The following is an 18,069-nucleotide window of genomic DNA, read 5'->3' as shown; positions in this document are numbered from 1 at the left end:
GCCTTCAAGACGGCCACTGACCCGTTCTGCACGCCGTCAACGGCTACCATGTAGGGCGATGACTACCAAAAAACCAAGCAAGGGCGGGAGCACCTCCCGCAGCCAGGCCCCGAAGAAGGGCGCCAAGGCGGGCACGGCCCGCGCCACCAAGCCGGGCAAGCCGTTGCCGGGCTGGTTCCCTGAATTGAATGAAGGCGGCGCACCGCCGCGTGGCCGCAAGGTCCGCAGCAGCGACGCACCGGGCCCGGCCCCGGGCCGCAAGTTGCCGCCGACCGGCAAGGTGATCGACGATCCCTATGCCGCCCGCGAAGCAGAGAAGTACGAACAGCCCATCGCCAGCCGCGAAGCCATCCTGGCCCTGCTGGAGCGTTGCGAAGGGCCGCAGACGGCAGAGGAACTGGGCGCACGCCTGGGCCTGACCGCCCCGGACCGTGCCGAAGCACTGTCGCGCCGGCTCGGCGCCATGGTCCGCGACGGCCAGCTGGTGCAGAACCGCCGCGGCGGCTTCGCCCCGATCCAGACCCTGAACCTGGTCACCGGCGTGGTGATCGCCAACCCGGAGGGGTTCGGCTTCCTGCGCCCGGTCGAGGGCGGCGACGACCTGTTCCTGCCGCCGTATGAAATGCGCAAGGTCATGCACGGCGACAAGGTGCTGGCCCGCGTGACCGGCATCGACCACCGTGGCCGCCGCGAAGGCAGCATCGCCCGCGTGCTGGAGCGCGGCATGACCCGCCTGATCGGTCGCTTCAGCATCGAGATGGGCATCAACTACGTGGTGCCCGACGACAAGCGCGTGCAGCGCAACGTGCAGGTGCCGCCGGACCAGACCGGTGGTGCGCGCGACGGCCAGCTGGTGGTCTGCGAACTGACCCAGGCGCCGGACAGCCGTCGCCCGCCGATCGGCCGCATCATCGCCGTGCTCGGCGACAAGCTGACCGCCTCGCTGGTGGTGGAGACCGCCATCCACGGCCATGAACTGCCGTTCGAGTTCCCGCAGGAAGTGCTGGACGAAGCCGCCTCGGTGCCGCTGGTGGTCGAGCCGGCGATGATCGGCGACCGCGTGGACCTGCGCAGCATGCCGCTGGTCACCATCGATGGCGAGGATGCCAAGGACTTCGACGACGCGGTGTACTGCGAGCCGAACGCCGATGGCTTCCGGCTGGTGGTGGCGATTGCCGATGTCTCCAACTACGTCCGGCCCGGCACGCCACTGGACGAAGAGGCGCAGAAGCGTGCCACCTCGGTGTACTTCCCGGGCTTCGTGGTGCCGATGCTGCCGGAGACGCTCTCCAACGGCATCTGTTCGCTGATGCCGAAGGTCGACCGCATGTGCTTCGTCTGCGACATGCAGATCGACCGCGACGGCCTGGTCACGCATTCGCGCTTCTACGAAGCGGTGATGAACTCGCATGCGCGCCTGACCTACACCCAGGTGTGGAAGGCGGTGGGCGAGGACGATGCCGATACCAAGGCCTGGATGGGCGACCTGCTGCCGCAGGTGCAGCGCCTGCACCAGCTGTACAAGGTCCTGTCCAAGGCGCGTGCCAAGCGTGGCGCCATCGAGTTCGAAAGCAGCGAAGTGCGCTTCGTGCTGGACAACCGCGGTGAAGTGACCCAGGCCGGCATGCTGGTGCGCAACGACGCGCACAAGCTGATCGAGGAATGCATGATCGCGGCCAATGTGGAGGCGGCGAAGTACCTGCTGTCGCGCCATGTGCCGGCCCCGTACCGCATCCACGAGAAGCCGCCGGAAACCAAGTACGCCGACCTGCTGGAATTCCTCAAGGAGTTCAAGCTGAGCCTGCCGCCATGGTCGAAGGTGCGCCCGGGCGATTACACCAAGCTGCTGAAGAAGATCCGCGACCGCCCCGATGCCACGCTGCTGGAATCGGTGCTGCTGCGCAGCCAGAGCCTGGCGATCTACAGCCCGGAAAACCACGGTCATTTCGGCCTGGCACTGGAGGCGTACGCGCACTTCACCTCGCCAATCCGTCGTTACCCCGACCTGCTGGTACACCGCGCGATCAAGCACGCGTTGTCCGGCAAGCCGCTGGACAAGTTCACCTACAACGCGCGCGAAATGGCTGCGCTGGCGCTGCAGTGCTCCGAGCGCGAGCGCCGTGCCGATGAAGCCGAGCGCGAGGTCGACGAGCGTTACCGCGCGGCGTGGATGGAAAAGCACGTGGGTGGCCAGTTCGATGGCGTGATCAGCGGCGTGACCAGCTTCGGCCTGTTCGTGGAGCTGGATGAGTCGAAGGTGCAGGGCCTGGTGCACGTGACCCAGCTGCCGCAGGACTATTACAAGTTCGACGCCACGCGCAAGACGCTGACCGGCGAGCGCCGCGGCAGCAGCTACCGGCTGGGTGACCGCGTGCGGATCCTGGTACTGAAGGCCAGCATGGAAGAGCGCAAGATCGACTTCCGCCTGGTCGAACACAAGGGCGAGGACGAAGGCGATGGCCTGCCGCCGCTGCCCGAGCGTGGCAAGCCGGCCAAGCGGAAGAAAGAGAAATACTGATGACCGTGGTAGTGCCGGCCGCTGGCCGGCATCCATGGCACCCTCGGCACCGACGGGTTGCCGGCCAGCGGCCGGCACCACCAGGAGACATCGCATGCAAGGCCAACCCGAATACAGTGGCGGCTGCCAGTGCGGCGCGATCCGCTTCCAGGTGCGTGGCGCGCTGACCGACAGTTCGATCTGTCATTGCCGGATGTGCCAGAAGGCCTTCGGTGCCTATTACGCACCGCTGGTATCGGTGCGTGGCGTGCAGTTCAGCTGGACCCGTGGCCAGCCGCGCTATTTCCAGTCCTCCAACGTGGTGCGCCGGGGCTTCTGTGCCGACTGCGGCACGCCGCTGAGCTACGAGGCGCCGGACGGCGTGGCGGTGGCGGCCGGCGCGTTTGACGAACCCGAACGCCTGCCGCCGACGATCCAGTACGGGGTCGAGCGCAAGCTGCCCTTCGTCGACAGCCTGGCCAGCCTGCCGGCCCGTCGTACCGAGGAAGACATCGCGGCGCTGGAGTTCCTGGCCACCATCGTGTCCCATCAGCACCCGGACCACGACACCCCGCACTGGCCGCCGCGCAGCCGGTAACGCCCCTGTAGCGCCGAGCCCAGGCTCGGCTGGCAGGTCGCCGCGGCCTCAGCCCGGCAGCGAGCGCAGGCTCGGCTCAACAGGGGCCCCGCCGCAGCGCGCGGCCCGCCGATGCTCTACCATAGCCACCCCCTTTCCGGTCCCCGCCCGCATGAGCAAGAACAGCCAGTGGATCGTCGGCGTCAACGCCGTCGCCTCCTCCATCGAGAACGACGCCGAGAACGTCCGCGAAGTGCTGGTCGAGGCCGGTGCGAAGAACCCGCGCCTGACCGAGATCGAGGAAAACGCCCGCCGCAAGGGCATCGACGTGCGCAAGGTGAACAGCCAAGCGCTGGATGGTGTCGGCGGTTCGGTACGCCACCAGGGCGTGGCCGCGCGCTATGCCGCCGCCCGCACCTACAGCGAGAACGAGCTGGAGGGCCTGGTCACCGCAGCCGAGGGCAAGGCCCTGCTGCTGGTGCTGGACGAAGTGCAGGACCCGCACAACCTTGGCGCTTGCCTGCGCTCGGCGGCTGCCGCAGGCGCCACTGCCGTGATCATCCCCAAGGACAAGTCGGCCACGGTGAACGCGACCGTGCGCAAGACCTCGGCCGGTGCCGCCGATCTGATCCCGGTGGTGGCGGTGACCAACCTGTCGCGCTGCCTGAAGGACCTGCAGAAGCAGGGCGTGTGGATCTACGGCCTGGCCGGCGAAGCCACTGCGTCACTGTACCAGCTGGACCTGAAGGGCAACATTGCCCTGGTGCTGGGTGGCGAGGCCGATGGCCTGCGCCGCCTGACCCGCGAGAACTGCGATGGCCTGGTCAAGATCCCGATGCCGGGCGAGATCGAGAGCCTGAACGTTTCCGTTGCCGCCGGCGTCAGCCTGTTCGAGGCCGTGCGCCAGCGCGGTTGATTTCGAGGTCGGATCCCTTTTCCATGTGCCGTGTCGACCAAGGTCGACACCTACCGGGTCGTTGCCGTGTCGACCAAGGTCGACACCCACCGGGTAGTCGCCAACCTGGGTTGGCGCTCTTGCCGCCTCACCCCGCGCTGCCGCCCAGTGCCTTGAACAGGGTGACGTCGTTGTTCAGCTGGCCCTGGCGCACGCGCGCCAGCGACAGCTCGGCATCACGCCTGGTCTGCTGGGCCTCCAGCCAGGTGCGCAGGTCGGTGGCACCTACGCGGTAGCGCACTTCCTGCGCGCGCTCCACTTCCACTGCTTCGTCATACGAAGCCTGCGAGGCCGCCACCTGGCGCGCCAGCTGCTCGCGTGCCGACAGCGCGTTGTCCACTTCCGACAGCGCGGTGTACAGCGTCTTGCGGAAATTGGTCGCGGCGATCTGATAGCTGGTGCCGGCGATGTCGGTATCCAGCTGTGCGCGCTGCAGGTTGAGGAACGGCAGCGACAGGCCGGCGCCCAGCGTGGCCACCGGGTTGCGCAGCACGTCACCCAGCGACGTTGCACTGGAGCCGAGGCTGCCGGTCAGGCTCAGCGCCGGGTAGTACTGGGTAGCGGTCACCTTGATGGTCTTCAGGCTGTTGCGCAGGCGAAGTTCGGCCGCGCGCAGGTCGGGACGGCGGCCGAGCAGCTCGGCCGGCAGGCCTTCGTTGATCCCCGGGCTGCGTGCGTCCAGCAGGTCCTGCGGTTCGTCCTGCTGCGGCCAGGGCGTGCCGTCCAGCAGCACGGTCAGTGCATTGCGCACCTCCACCCGCTGCTGTTCCAGCGCGCTCTGCGAGGAACGCTGCGACTGCAGGTTCTGCAGCGCCTGGCGCACTTCCAGGCGCGATACCGCACCAGCGTCGAAGCGGGCCTGCACCAGGTCGCGGGTGCGCTCCAGCCGCTCCAGGTTGGCCTGGCCGGTGGCGATGGACTGGTTGAGATAGGCCAGGTTCCAGTACTGGGTGATGGTGTCGCCGATCACCAGCAGCGCGGTGTTCTGCCGGTCTTCCTCGCTGGCCTCGGCTTCCCAGCGGGCGATGTCGCGCTGGGTGCGCAGACGGCCCCACAGATCGACCTCCCAGCCCAGCGAGACGCCGGTGGAATAGCTGCGGCGCCAGTCGTCGGCCTGATCGGTGGCGCGGCTGGCATTGCCGCTGACGCCGGACGACGAGGGCTGCGGCCACAGCGCATTGCTGGCCAGGCCGGCCTGCAGGCGCGACCGCTGCACGGCCAGGCCAGCGGCGGCCAGATCGCTGTTGGCGGCCAGCGCCTGCGCCACCAGGCGGTTCAGTCGTTCATCGCCGAAGCCCGTCCACCAGCTGTCCTGGCGGATGTCGCGGCCCGGTGTATCCAGGCTGCTGCGCGGGTCGTCGGCCGGTGCGTTGAGGGTGGCATCGCCACGGCCGTAGCTGGCCGCCACATCGGGGGCCTGCACCGGGTAGCGGCCCACCGAGGCACAGCCTGAGAGGGCAAGCAGAACAGCGCCCACCAGCAGCAGGCGCGAGGGAGCAGGGAAGGGCAGTCGGGTCATCATCTTCATTCGCGGGCCAGGGCCTCCACCGGGTCCAGCTGCGCGGCGTTGCGCGCGGGCAGGAAGCCGAATGCCACGCCGATCAGGGTCGAGCAGGCGAACGCGGCAACGATCGAGGCGGTGGAGAACAGCACCTGGAAGTCACTGGCGAAGCGGCCGATCATCGAGCCCAGCAGCAGGGCCAGGCCGATGCCGAGCAGACCACCGAGCAGGCACACCAGCACCGCTTCGATCAGGAACTGCTGGCGGATGTCACTCTGCCGTGCCCCCACCGCCATGCGCACGCCGATTTCGCGGGTGCGCTCGGTCACCGAGACCAGCATGATGTTCATCACGCCGATGCCGCCGACCAGCAGCGCGATGGCGGCGATGGCGCCGATCAGCAGGGTCATCGTGCGCGTGGTCTGCTCGATGGTCTGGCGGATCTCGGCGCTGTTGCTGAGGAAGAAGTCCTCGGTGCCGTGGCGCAGGGTCAGCAGGCGGGTGATCGCTTCCTGCGCCGCATCCATCGGCGTGTCGTCGTCCACGCGCACGGTGATGCTGGAAACGTGGCTCTGGCCGAGCATGCGCGACATCACCGTGGTGTAGGGCACCCACACGCTGAGGCTGGTGCTGCCACCAAAGCCGAAGCTCTGGCGCTTGGCCACGCCGACCACGCGTGCCGGTACGTTGCCGAGCAGGATCACCTGGCCGACCGGATCGACATCGGGGAAGAACTGGGTCTGGGTGTTCTCGTCGATCACCGCCACCTGGCCGAGGCCCTTCACCGCGTCGGTATCGAAGAAGCTGCCGCTGAGCAGGGTCACGCCCTTGACCCGGAAGAACTGCTCGCCGACGCCACTGACCTGGGCGGTGGAGGACTGGTTGCGGTAACGCGCGGTGACCGAGGTCGACACGCTGGGGGTGGCGCTGTCCACGTAGCTCTGTTTTGCCAGTGCATCGGCATCGCTGGGCTTGAGCGTCTGTACCCGCGCCGAGCGCATGTCACCGAAACCACGGCCGGGATAGACGTCGATGGTGTTGGTGCCGAGCGCGCTGATGTTCTGCAGGATCTGCTGCTGTGAGCCATTGCCCAGCGCCACCACCGAGACCACCGAGGCGATGCCGATGATGATGCCGAGCATGGTCAGGAAGGTGCGCAGCCGATGTGCGTTCATCGCCAGCAGGGCCATGCGGAACGCTTCGGTGAAGCGGTCACGGGCCGCCCGCCAGCTGTTGCCGCGGGCCACGCCGGTGCTGGCCTCGCGCTGCGCGCGGTAGGTCGGTGCGTTCGGATTGGTGCGGTCGGCGATGATCTCGCCATCGCGGATTTCGATGATGCGCTGCGCGTGTTCGGCCACGCTCATGTCGTGGGTGACGATGATGATGGTGTGGCCTTCGGCGTGCAGCTCGCCGAGGATCGCCATCACTTCCTCGCCGGACTTCGTGTCGAGCGCGCCGGTCGGTTCGTCGGCCAGGATCACCTCGCCGCCGTTCATCAGCGCACGTGCGATCGACACGCGCTGCTGCTGGCCACCGGACAGCTGGCCCGGCTTGTGGTGCATGCGGTCGCCCAGGCCCAGCCGCTGCAGCAGCTGCTCGGCACGCGCGTTGCGCACCGGGCCGGGGCTGCCGGCATACACCGCCGGTACCTCCACGTTGCCGCGCGCATCCAGGTCGCCCAGCAGGTGGTAGCGCTGGAAGATGAAGCCGAAATGCTCGCGGCGCAGTTCGGCCAGTTCATCCGGCGCCATCCTGCCGGTTTCGCGGCCGGCCACCTGGTAGCTGCCGCGGGTAGGGCGATCGAGGCAGCCGAGGATGTTCATCAGCGTCGACTTGCCCGAGCCGGACTGGCCGACGATCGCCACCATCTCGCCGGCGTGGATATCCAGGTTGACGTCGCGCAGGACGGCGATCACATCATCGCCAGCCGGGAATTCGCGTCGCAGGTCGCGCAGGCGCAGCAGCGGCGCCTTCGTGCTCATCGGCGCGGACCCATGCCCGGGCCGCCGACCCGCATCTGCATGCCGCCGCGGTTGCCGCCGCCGGCGCTGGCACCGGCCGCACCGGCTTCGCCCACCACCACGCGTTCGCCTTCCTTCAGCCCGGACAGGATTTCGGCCGAGGCGCCGTTGTTGATGCCCACGGTGACCTTGCGCGGTTGCGGCTGGCCCTTGTCGTCCAGCACCCTCACCATGCGCTCGTCGCCGCGGCGCTTCGGTCCCAGTGCCACCGCCGGCACCATCAGCACGTCCTTGGCCTGCTTCAGCAGTACCGAGACCTGCGCGGTCATGTCGATGCGCAGGGTGCCGTCCGGGTTTTCCACGTCGAACAGCGCGTTGTAGTAGACCGCGCTGCTGGAACTGGAGCTGGACGAACTGCTGGAGCTGGACGAATTCTCGTTGGCGATCGAGGCCGGCGCCGGATTGATCTGGCGCAGCGTGGCGTGGTACTTGCGGTCGGGGTCACCCAGGGTGGTGAAGTACACCGGCATGCCGGCCTTGATCTTGACCACGTCGGCCTCGGAGATCTCGGCGTTGACCGTGACCACGTCCAGCCGCGCCAGCATCACGATGGTGGGCGCGGTCTGGTTGGCGTTCACGGTGCGGCCTTCCTCGGCCACCACCGCCACCACGGTGCCATCCATCGGCGCGGTGATGCGGGTGTAGGCCAGGTTGGCGCGGGCGGTGCCCAGCTCGGTCTGGCGGCCCTTGATCTGCGCCTCGTAGGACTGCAGCTGGGCGCGGGCAGTTTTCAGCTGTGCTTCGGCGGCATCGTATTCCTGGCGCGAGGTGGCCTCGGCCGCCAGCATCTGCTGCTGGCGCGCGAACTCCAGTTCGGCCTGGCGCAGGGTGGCCTGCTGCACGGCGCGCTGGGCGGTGACCTGGTCCAGCGAAGCCTGCGCATTGAGCACCTGGTTCTGCTGAGTGGTGGCATCGATCTCGGCGATCAGGTCGCCTTCCTTCACGGTATCGCCCAGCTGTACCTTCAGCGACTTGATCTGGCCCGAGGCCTGCGCACCGACGCTGACCAGCTTGTAGGCGTCGATCACGCCGGTGGCTTCCACGGTCTGCTCGATGTCGCCGCGGCTGACCGGCGTGGTCGCCACCGCCGGGGCGGCGGGTTTGCGCAGCAGCCACCAGGCGGCGACGGCCACGATGAGGGCGAGCAGGGCGATCAGTATCAGGCGACCATGGCGGGTCGCGGGCAACAGGCGGAACGTCACGTCGTGGCTTCACTCTCGGGGCCGCGGCGGCGGCGTTGGTGGGCATTGTGAAGACCGGGCGACAGGCGGCTCAATCCTCGGGGTATGTCTCTATGTAACACTGTCGGCGAATACGCGTAACCACAGGTATCCCGCTCATGGCTGGATACACTGGTACGCATTGCCCCGGATGCGGTTCAGCTGCCGACACGGGATGATCGCGACATGGAGACTGAAAACACGATGCATCGACTGCTGATCGTCGACGACGACAACGACATCCGCACCCTGCTGGCCGAGCAGCTCGGCCGCGCCGGCTACCAGGTGAGCACGGCCGCAGACGGCACCGCCATGCGCCAGCTGCTGGACCGCGAACACGTGGACCTGATCGTGCTCGACCTCAACCTGCCGCGCGAGGATGGCCTGACCCTGTGTCGCGACCTGCGGGCGCGCTCGAACACGCCGGTGATCATGCTGACCGCGCGCGCCGAGCCGATCGACCGCGTGCTCGGCCTGGAAATGGGCGCCGACGACTACCTGGCCAAGCCGTTCGAACCGCGCGAGCTGCTGGCGCGCATCCGCAACGTGCTGCGCCGGACCGAGGCGCTGCCGGCCAACCTGGAGCCGCTGGCGGTGCGCCGTGCGCGTTTCTCGCGCTGGGTGTTCGACCTGGAGCATCGCCACCTGGTCGATCCGGACGACCGCGTGGTGGTGCTGTCCGGTGCCGAGTTCCGCCTGCTGCGCGTGTTCATCGCCCATGCCAACAAGGTGCTGTCGCGCGAACAGCTGGTCGCGCTCAGCAGCGGCCGCAACTACGAGGCGCAGGATCGCGCGATCGACCTGCAGGTCAGCCGCCTGCGCAACAAGCTGGGCGATGACGGTGGGCCGGATGGCCTGATCAAGACCGTGCGCAACGAAGGCTACGTGCTGGCCTCCTCGGTGAACCTGGAATAAGCCGTCATGAAGCGCCTGCGCCATTTCCTGTCCTCGATGGTCGGGCGGTTGTTCGTCATCCTGCTGTTGGGCATGAGCGTGGCTGCGATCGGCGCGACCATGCTGGCCACCTCCAAACGCCAGCAGGAATTCGAGCGGCAGAACCTGAACCGCATCGCCGACCGCCTGCAGGGCTACGTCAACCTGCTCGATGGCAATCCCGAACTGCGCGAACGACTGCTTGAGATCGGTGGGCCCAGCGTGCGTGCGCTGCAGCCCGGCGCGCGCCTGGGGCGGGCGGATACCGCACTGATGGAAGTCCTGGATGACCGGCCCGGCCCGGTGTCGCGCGCGCATGTGCATTTCACCTCGTTCCGTTCCTGCATTCCCAAGCTGCAGGATCTGCTGCCGCCACCGCCGCCGGGGCACCGACGGCATCCGCGTGAGCGCGATCCGGCCTTCATTCCGCCCAAGTGCCGCGCGGTCGATGTGACGCTCAACGACGGTACGTTGCTGAAGCTGGCGCTGGATTCGCCAGCAGTGGCCCACAACGGCATTCTGGCCGTGGACCCGTGGTTCCTGACCCTGCTGGTGCTGGCGATTGCCGTGCTGGCCTATATCGTTGCGCGCATGGCCAGTGCGCCGCTGCAGGAGCTGGCGGCGGCCGCGGAGGATCTCGGCGACGATCTGCAGCGCGATCCACTGCCGTTGCGCGGGCCGCGCGAGGTGCAGCGCGCCGCCGAGGCCTTCAATGCCATGCAGCACCGCCTGCAGCGGCACCTGGCCGAACGCACGCAGATGCTGGCGGCGATCACCCATGACCTGCAGACCCCGTTGACCCGCCTGCGCCTGCGCCTGGAGAACGTCAGCGACGAGGTGCTGCGCGAGCGCCTGATCGGCGATCTGGCGGCGATGCAGGCACTGGTGCGCGAAGGGCTGGAGCTGGCCCGCAGTGCCGAGAGCGCCGAGCAGCGCGCCGCGCTGGATCTGGATTCGCTGCTGGAAAGCATCGTGGAAGACGCCGCAGAGGGTGGTGCCGACGTGGTCTTCGAGGGCGGCACCGGTGCGGTGCTGATGTTGCGCCCGCTGGCCATGCACCGGCTGTTCTCCAACCTGGTGGATAACGCCGTGATGTATGCCCACCGCGTGCGCGTGCGGGTGGAACGCAGCGGCGGCACGATCACGGCGATGGTGTCCGACGATGGCCCGGGCCTGGCGGAAGACCAGCTGGAGGCCGTGTTCGACCCGTTCGTGCGGGTGGAAACCTCGCGTTCGCGGGAAACCGGCGGCGCCGGGCTGGGCCTGACCATCGCGCGCGCCCTGGCCGAGAAGGATGGCGCGCGGCTATGGCTGCGCAACCGTGCCGAGGGCGGTCTGGAGGCGGTGGTGCAGTGGCCGGCCAGTGCGCAGGTGGTGCCGCCTGGCCGGCCCGGCTGAGCCCCGCCGGACGCACGCGATGACGCCGGGGCCAGGGTTTGGCCTATCATCTGCGCATCTCCCCAGTTTCTCCCCGATGAGTCAACCCGTTCCTGACGGCACGCCGTTCCGCGTTGCCCGGTCGTTCCCGCTTGCTGCCATGCCCTGCAGCCGTTACCGGCCACTGCCGCCGAGCTGATGGGCAGGTCAGGGGACAACGGGTGCTGGGTGGAGCGCCGCGTTTCGAAGGCCAGGCAGGCACTGCAGCGCGGTCTGCTGTGGGTGTTGCTGGTGCTGGCGCTGCCGCTGGCCGCGCAGGAGGGCGCGCCGCCGCTGCGCGACTACGCCATCGACGTGTGGACCTCGCGCAATGGCCTGCCGCACAACTCGCTGCGCGATATCGCGCAGACTCCCGAGGGGCACCTGTGGTTTGCCACCTGGGAGGGCCTGGTCCGCTACAACGGCCTGGATTTCACCGTGTTCGACCGCAGCACCCGCCCGGGGCTGCGCGACAACGGCATCGGCGCACTGCTGGTCGATCGGCAGGGAGGGCTGTGGATCAGTGATTCGCGCGGTAACGTCAGCCATCGTGGCAACGACGGCCAGTGGCGGGTCTGGGAGCATCAGGCCGACACCCCGCAGGTGCTGATCCAGTCCATGCAGATGGACAGCCAGGGGCGCCTGTGGCTGCTGTACGAAGGCAAGGGCATCGGCTATCTCACGCCGGACAAGGGCATCGTCTACCAGGCGCCGGCGGCCGACCTGCCGATGGCGATGAGCTTCACCAAGCTGGTGGTCGATGCGCAGGACCGGGTCTGGGTTGGCACGCTTGACGGGCTGGTGCTGCGCGACAACGACGGCGTGCTCAAGCGCGCGCCCGCGGCGTGGGGCCTGGGTGCCGGCACCGGCCTGTCCTGGCCGTACCGGGCTCCTGATGGCGCGCTGTGGATCGTCGCTGGCGAGCGCCTGTACCGCGTGGAGGACGATCAGCTGGTGCTGGTGCACCGGCTGCCGGGACAGCTGCACATGACCTCGATGCTGCAGGACCGGCACGGCGACCTGTGGCTGGGAACCGAGAACCAGGGCCTGCTGCGGATCTCGGCGCATGGTCTGGAACGATTGCCGGCCGGCCTGAACCTGCCGGGCGGGCGCGTGGTCAGCCTGCGCGAGGATGCCGAAGGCAGCATCTGGGTGGGGGCCAACGGTGGCCTGTACCGCCTGCGCGAAACACTGTTCAGCAGCTACACCGAGCGTGATGGCCTCAGTGGCGACTACGTGCGCACGGTGCTGGAGGACCGCGACCGCCAGTTGTGGGTCGGTAGTGCCAGTGGTCTCGATCTGCAGACACCCGATGGCCGCTTCCGCGCGGTTCCGCTGCACAACCGCGGCGGCAAGGCGCCATCGGTATTGAGTCTGGCGCAGGGGCCGGACGGCGACCTGTGGGTGGGTACGTTCGGCGACGGCGTTTACCGGCTGGGCCGCGATGGCAGTCTCCGCCACAACTATGCGGCGGCCGACGGCATGCCGGGTGGCAACATCCGCGCGATCAGTGTCGACCCGCGGGGCAGGGTCTGGGCGGGTACGCAGAAGGGCGTGGTACGCATCGACGGCGACCGGGTGCAGGTGCCGAATGCCCCGGGCATGCCCGGTGGCCTCATCACCGCACTTGAGCATGACCACCAGGGCAACCTGTGGATCGGCACCATCGAGGGCATCCGCGTGCTGCGTGGCGACCACGTGCAGTCGATCGACCTGGCACCGATGGGCGGGGGGCGCAGCGTGTTCGGCTTCCATCAGCTGGGCGATGCGATGTGGGTCAGCAGCGACCGCGGCCTGTACCGCTGGCGCGACGGAAAGCTGGCACGCGTCGGCCTGGAGCAGGGCATGCCGGTGGATGCGGTTTTCCAGCTGGTGCCGGATCGTCTTGGCAACGTGTGGATCAGCAGCAACCGTGGCGTGCTGCGCACCGACATGGCGACCCTCAATGCCGTGGCAGATGGCCGCGCACCACGAGTGGTGGTGGAGCGCTACAACGAGATCGACGGCATGGCCAACGCGCAGGCCAACGGCAGCTCCGGGCCATCGGCCATCCTGCGCCAGGACGGCACCTTCTGGGTGGTCACCGCCGGAGGCCTGAGCACCGTCGACCCGCAACGCCTGCAGCGCTTCCGCGAGCGCCCATCACCGCCGGCAGCGATCGAGAGCGTGCAGGTGGATGGCGCACCCGTGCATTGGGAGGGCCCGGATCGCAACTACATTCCCGGCGGCCGACGTCTGGCGGTGAGCTATGTGGGCCTGAGCTACCTGATGTCGGACCGGATCCGCTATCGCACGCGGCTGGATGGCCTGGACACCGGCTGGGTCGAGCGCGGCCCGCAGCGCAGCGTCGAGTTCGTCGGCCTGCCTCCGGGTGACTACACCCTGCACGTGTCGGCGGCGCATCCAGGCGGGGCCTGGGGCCAGCAGGAAGCCGTGTGGAGCTTCACGGTGGAGCCGTTCTGGTGGCAACGCCGCAGCGTGCAGCTGCTGGGCGGGTTGTTGCTGCTGGCTGGGCTGGTGGTGCTGTACCGCCTGCTGCTGCAGCAGCTGAAGGCCAGCAACCTGCGCCTGGCACGGCGCGTGGACGAGGCAACCTTCGACCTGCAGGCCAAGACCGTGCACCTGCAGGCGCTGAACCAGGAAAAGACCGAGCTGGCCGAGCGCCTTGCACGGCAGGCCGAGGCCTTTGAGCGGCAGGCGCGCGAGGATGCGCTGACCGGGCTGGCCAATCGCCGTGCCTTCGACGAAACGCTGGCGCGCGACTTCGCCCGTTCACAGCGCAGCGGCCACCCGCTGTGCCTGGTGGTGCTGGACATCGACCACTTCAAGGACGTCAACGACCGCCACAGCCACAGCATTGGCGATGCGGTGCTGGTGCAGGTGGCCAGGCTGATCGCCGCGGCCTGCCGCGACTCGGACCTGCCCGCGCGTACCGGTGGCGAGGAGTTCGCGCTGCTGCTCAACGACACCCGCCTGGAAGAAGCCGCGCAGCTGTGCGCGCGCCTGCGCGGCCTGTTCCATGACCACCCCGACTGGGCCGGTGTAGCGAGCCTGCGCGTGACCTTCAGCGCAGGCCTTGTGGAACTGGATGCCGATGACCGCACCCCGGCGCTGCTGTACCAGCGCGCCGACCGCGCGCTGTACCGCGCCAAGAGCGACGGCCGCGATCGTACGAGTATTGGTTGATCGCATCCACGCATGGCGTGGATCTACTGGTGTTGTCGTACCAACCGGCGGTGCCGACCAACGGTCGGCACCCACCAGAGAAGTGCGGCTAAGCCCCCAGGGGCGGGTTCACGGCGTCCCCCGCGAACCCACCTTGTCCGGCCCGACCGCTGATTTGCTTCACGCCACGAGGGGCTCCGCCGCTGGCTGTCTTACCGCGGCCAGGCGTTGGCGATGGTGCAGAACAATCGTGCGGTCTGTTCGGTGTCATACACCGCACTGTGCGCTTCGTTCGCATCCCAGCCCAACCCGGCGGCCGTGGCTGCACGCGCCAGCACCGTCTGCCCGTAGGCGATGCCGGCCAGGGTGACGGTGTCGAACACGCTGAACGGATGGAACGGATTGCGCTTGTGGCCGGTCCGGGCCACGGCGGCGTTGACGAAGCCCAGGTCGAAATGGGCGTTGTGGCCGACCAGGATCGCGCGCTGGCAGCCGTACTTCTTCATCGCCGCGCGTACCGGGGTGAAGATGTGGTCCAGTGCGGCCTTCTCTTCCTTGGCCAGCCGGAACGGGTGGTCGAGGATGATGCCGGTCACTTCCAGCGACTTCGGGTCGATCTCCAGGCCCTCGGCCGGCACCACATGGGCACTGGCGGTCTGGCCGGGGTAGAGCAGGCCGTTCTCGTCCATCTCGATCGGCACCGCGGCGATTTCCAGCAGGGCGTTGCGCTGGCTGTCGAAGCCGCCGGTTTCCACGTCCACCACCACCGGCAGGAAGCCGCGGAAGCGTTGTGACATCGCGCGCTGCGCCTGGGGGATTGCGGAATCGGAGGCGGCGGCAGGTGCGGGAGTGGGGTCATTCATGCGTGAATTCTAGCAGAGCGACCCTGAGCGCCCGGCCAGCCCGTGGCGCACGGGTTCCCTGCGCAGGAGCGTGTCGACCAAGGTCGACACCCACCGGTGCACCGCGCGCCCACGATTCCGGTAGGTGCCAACCTGGGTTGGCACACAACGCGCCGACCAGGGTCGCCATCTACCGGACTGCGGGCCGTGCCGTCGTGCCCGATGGCTGCCACCGTGCCAACCACGCATCCACGCTCGGCCTGCCGGCGCCGCTGAAAATCAACGGCAGCAGCATCGCCATGAACAGCACCGGCAGCTTGAAGTTGCCGAAGCCCTGGTCAGTGATCGCATAGCCCATCGCGAGGTCACCCAGCGAGTCCCATTGCATCGGCCAGTGCACGGCGTAGGTGGCCACCACGGTCAATACCAGCAGGCTGGCGGCGGCGAAACGCGTACCGAAACCCAACAGCAGGCAGGTCGCGCCGACCAGTTCGAACCAGGTCGCCAGCTGCCAGTTCAGCGTGCTCGGCAGCTGATCGAACGGGAACGGAAAGGCATCCTGCAGGTCGGCGAACCAGTTCTGGCCGTACAGTTTCTCGCGGCCGGATTCGAAGTATTCCCAGGCCAGCAGCAGGCGCAGGCCGAGCGGGGCCAACCAGGGGGCGAGACGGTCCAGCTGGCCACGCGCGGTGGCCAGGGTCGGAAGGTTCATCAGGGGGTCTCCGCGAATGAGGTGTGTCAGGGAGGGGCTGTGAGCGGGCCGATCACGCCGGCCTGCAGGAACTGCCGCAGCAGCGCGGCGCCGGGTCCGGCCAGCGCGTCCTCGGCCAGGCCGTGCGCGGCGGCCAGACGCTGCAGGTAGGCCTGACCATCAAGGCCGGGCTGTTCGCCGATGCTGGACAGCAGGAACACCGCCAGAGGGCTGAGCGTGGCGAATCGCACCTCGCCGTCGGCATCGCGGCGGACCAGAAGGCCAGTCGGCTCGGCCGGCGGCTCGGTCGGTGCGTCCTCGGCACCGAGCCGGTGCACCGGCCACTGGTACAGCAGCGGCCATGCCAGCGGCGAGCGCTGCAGCGGCACCCGCAGCGGGTCGGTGTCGTCCTGCGCCGGCAGCGGTTCGGCATCCAGCTGGTACAGCGCGGTTTCCACCCACTCGTAGTGGGCCAGTTCGGCCAACGCCGGATGCGGCAGCTGTGGCTGCGCCTGCAGCCACTGCACGAATTCGGCGGCCAGTTCGGTGAACAGCGGTGTCTGGCAGCGATGGGTCGCGAAGTAATGGCGCACCAGTCCGCTCCAGGCCGGTTCGCCGAGCAGGCGCACGCAGACCGGGAAGCCGTTGCTCAACAGGCCGAGCAGGTTGTTGAAAAGCAGTCGTTGGTATACCGCGACCCGGCGTGATTCCAGCCCGGCCGGTGGCGGCACGCCCTGTGGATCACGCAGATGGGCAGTGAATGCGTGCTGCTGCGCGCGCAGCGTGTCGGGAGCATCAGCCATGTGCGCCCCTGGCGTGCGTCGCCTGCAGGCGCCGGATGGTCTGCAGCTCGCCCTGCAGTTCGGCGTAGGGCGGGAAGTTGAAATCGCGCTCAAGCAGGGTGGGGCGCGGGCCGATGCGCGCATAGGTGCGTGCCAGCAGCGCCCAGACCGGGTCGATCACCGCACTGCCATGGGTATCGATCTTCAGGTCCGGTGCCTCGTCCAGGTGCCCGGCCACGTGCAGGCAGACGATGCGATCTGCGGGCAGCCCGGCAATGAAGGTGTCGGCGTCGTAGCCGTGGTTGCAGGCGTTGACGTAGACGTTGTTGACGTCCAGCAGCAGGTCGCAGTCGGCCTCGGCGAGCACGGCGTTGGTGAAGGCCAGCTCGTCCATCGCCGGCTCCGGCGCCAAGTAGTAGGACACGTTCTCCACTGCGATGCGGCGACCCAGCAGGTCCTGCACACGGGCGATGCGTGCGGCGGTATGGCGCACCGCTTCGTCGGTAAATGGAATCGGCAGCAGGTCGTACAGGTGGCCGTCGTCGCTGCAGTAGCTCAGGTGCTCGCTGTACAGCGGCACGCGGTGCTTTTCCAGGAACTGGCCGACCTGTTCCAGCAGCCGGGTATCCAGCGGCGCACTGCCGCCCAGCGACAGGGACAGGCCGTGGCAGCTCAGCGGATGGCGCTGTGCCAGCTCGGTCAGTGCATCCCCGGCAGGACCACCGACATGGATCCAGTTCTCCGGTGCGCATTCGAGGAAATCGAAGTCGCCCGCCGGTGCATCACGCAGCTCCTGCAGCAGCGCCCTGCGCAGCCCCAACCCGGCGGCCGCCGCACGAAGCGGCGACCGCGGGCTGACGACGCTGGCGCGGACGTCAGTGCTTGCCACCGCACTTGCCTTCGCCACACTTGCCTTCGGCCGCCTTCTTGTCGCCGGACGTGGCCTTGGCGCCTGCCGCAGCGCCGGCAGCCTTGCCCTTGTCGGCGCCGCACTTGCCTTCGGCGGTCTTGCCGTCGGCGCCACACTTGCCTTCGGCATGCTTGGTCGCGTCAGCGGCCATCTTGGTGTCGGCGGCCTTGGCGTCGGTACTGGCCTTGGCTGCCTGTCCGGCAACCAGGTAGCCCTGGGCGAGGTCGCTCATGCTCAGGGCCGAGGCACTGGCGGTCATGCCCAGGCCGGCGGCCAGGGCGGTAGCAGTCAGCAGGGACAGGGTCTTGTTGGAACTGCTCATCGGTCGTGCTCCTGGGTGGTGTGGGCGGGTGCCCGGATGGCCGGCAGGGATGCCGGTGGAAACGATGGTGCAGCGATCCTACTCAACGAATCCTCGCCAAGAACTCAAATTTTCGTGAGGTTTGTTACAGAAGCATCCGGAAGGTTCGCACCGGGCACGCCCGGCGCCCACAACGCGGGTGGAACGCCCAGAAACAGGAAGGCCGCTGTCACCAGGACAGCGGCCACCTTGGAGTCG

The 18,069-nt window shown here is 68.3% G+C and carries 13 protein-coding genes and 1 pseudogene; 6 read left to right on the top strand and 8 right to left on the bottom strand.

The features are described from left to right. Nucleotides 1–289: 289 nt before the first annotated feature. From rnr to rlmB, 3 genes and pseudogenes are all read left to right on the top strand, one after another. A pseudogene (gene rnr / locus AC5P9F_RS00975) lies at nucleotides 290–2,518 on the top strand (ribonuclease R); the annotation flags it as partial. Nucleotides 2,519–2,612: 94 nt separating this feature from the next. Continuing rightward, nucleotides 2,613–3,095 (top strand): GFA family protein, encoded by a 483-nt coding sequence (locus tag AC5P9F_RS00970; protein ID WP_043034876.1) that lies wholly within the window; start codon nucleotides 2,613–2,615, stop codon nucleotides 3,093–3,095. A 151-nt stretch (nucleotides 3,096–3,246) separates the two neighbouring features. Next, on the top strand, nucleotides 3,247–3,990 hold the full coding sequence (gene rlmB, locus AC5P9F_RS00965) for a 23S rRNA (guanosine(2251)-2'-O)-methyltransferase RlmB (protein WP_005408775.1): 744 nt from the start codon (nucleotides 3,247–3,249) through the stop codon (nucleotides 3,988–3,990). 127 nt (nucleotides 3,991–4,117) lie between these two features. On the opposite strand, the gene AC5P9F_RS00960 is transcribed toward rlmB, so the two are convergent. From AC5P9F_RS00960 to AC5P9F_RS00950, 3 genes are read right to left on the bottom strand one after another with little or no spacing between them, the layout of a single operon-like run. Next, nucleotides 4,118–5,557, bottom strand: coding sequence for an efflux transporter outer membrane subunit (locus AC5P9F_RS00960; protein WP_005408776.1), 1,440 nt, complete (start codon nucleotides 5,555–5,557; stop codon nucleotides 4,118–4,120). Then, nucleotides 5,554–7,512: a MacB family efflux pump subunit gene (locus AC5P9F_RS00955; protein WP_308680325.1), complete on the bottom strand. Its 1,959-nt coding sequence runs from the start codon at nucleotides 7,510–7,512 to the stop codon at nucleotides 5,554–5,556. Before AC5P9F_RS00955 ends, AC5P9F_RS00960 begins: the two co-directional genes overlap by 4 nt. Continuing rightward, complete coding sequence (locus AC5P9F_RS00950; protein WP_087803304.1) at nucleotides 7,509–8,753, bottom strand: efflux RND transporter periplasmic adaptor subunit; 1,245 nt, start codon at nucleotides 8,751–8,753, stop codon at nucleotides 7,509–7,511. The genes AC5P9F_RS00955 and AC5P9F_RS00950 overlap by 4 nt, the downstream gene beginning before the upstream one ends. Before the next feature lie 204 nt (nucleotides 8,754–8,957). On the opposite strand from AC5P9F_RS00950, the gene AC5P9F_RS00945 reads away from it, so the two are divergent. The 3 genes from AC5P9F_RS00945 (at nucleotide 8,958) to AC5P9F_RS00935 (ending at nucleotide 14,306) form a co-directional block, all read left to right on the top strand. Continuing rightward, nucleotides 8,958–9,686 (top strand): response regulator, encoded by a 729-nt coding sequence (locus AC5P9F_RS00945; RefSeq protein WP_005408779.1) that lies wholly within the window; start codon nucleotides 8,958–8,960, stop codon nucleotides 9,684–9,686. Nucleotides 9,687–9,692: 6 nt separating this feature from the next. After that, complete coding sequence (locus AC5P9F_RS00940; RefSeq protein ID WP_005408780.1) at nucleotides 9,693–11,102, top strand: ATP-binding protein; 1,410 nt, start codon at nucleotides 9,693–9,695, stop codon at nucleotides 11,100–11,102. A 177-nt stretch (nucleotides 11,103–11,279) separates the two neighbouring features. Next, a complete protein-coding gene (locus AC5P9F_RS00935; RefSeq protein ID WP_308680329.1) occupies nucleotides 11,280–14,306 on the top strand; it encodes a ligand-binding sensor domain-containing diguanylate cyclase in 3,027 nt (1,008 codons plus the stop codon). A gap of 191 nt (nucleotides 14,307–14,497) precedes the next feature. On the opposite strand, the gene rnt is transcribed toward AC5P9F_RS00935, so the two are convergent. From rnt to AC5P9F_RS00910, 5 genes are all read right to left on the bottom strand, one after another. Beyond that, nucleotides 14,498–15,148 (bottom strand): ribonuclease T, encoded by a 651-nt coding sequence (gene rnt / locus AC5P9F_RS00930; RefSeq protein ID WP_032965690.1) that lies wholly within the window; start codon nucleotides 15,146–15,148, stop codon nucleotides 14,498–14,500. Nucleotides 15,149–15,317: 169 nt separating this feature from the next. Next, a complete protein-coding gene (locus tag AC5P9F_RS00925; protein ID WP_099474812.1) occupies nucleotides 15,318–15,839 on the bottom strand; it encodes an HvfX family Cu-binding RiPP maturation protein in 522 nt (173 codons plus the stop codon). Between the two features lie 26 nt (nucleotides 15,840–15,865). Then, nucleotides 15,866–16,621: an HvfC family RiPP maturation protein gene (locus AC5P9F_RS00920; RefSeq protein WP_111193296.1), complete on the bottom strand. Its 756-nt coding sequence runs from the start codon at nucleotides 16,619–16,621 to the stop codon at nucleotides 15,866–15,868. Next, the gene (locus AC5P9F_RS00915) at nucleotides 16,614–17,489 is read right to left on the bottom strand and encodes an HvfB family MNIO-type RiPP peptide maturase (RefSeq protein WP_099474816.1); all 876 of its coding nucleotides are present in this window, start codon (nucleotides 17,487–17,489) and stop codon (nucleotides 16,614–16,616) included. Before AC5P9F_RS00915 ends, AC5P9F_RS00920 begins: the two co-directional genes overlap by 8 nt. Continuing rightward, nucleotides 17,476–17,832 (bottom strand): HvfA family oxazolone/thioamide-modified RiPP metallophore, encoded by a 357-nt coding sequence (locus AC5P9F_RS00910; RefSeq protein ID WP_005408786.1) that lies wholly within the window; start codon nucleotides 17,830–17,832, stop codon nucleotides 17,476–17,478. The genes AC5P9F_RS00915 and AC5P9F_RS00910 overlap by 14 nt, the downstream gene beginning before the upstream one ends. Nucleotides 17,833–18,069 lie beyond the last annotated feature (237 nt).

This window comes from Stenotrophomonas sp. YJH_SMC_4, assembly GCF_059371575.1.
The sequence above is the reverse complement of the archived record's forward strand: the minus strand, read 5'-3'. Positions and strand labels throughout refer to the sequence as shown.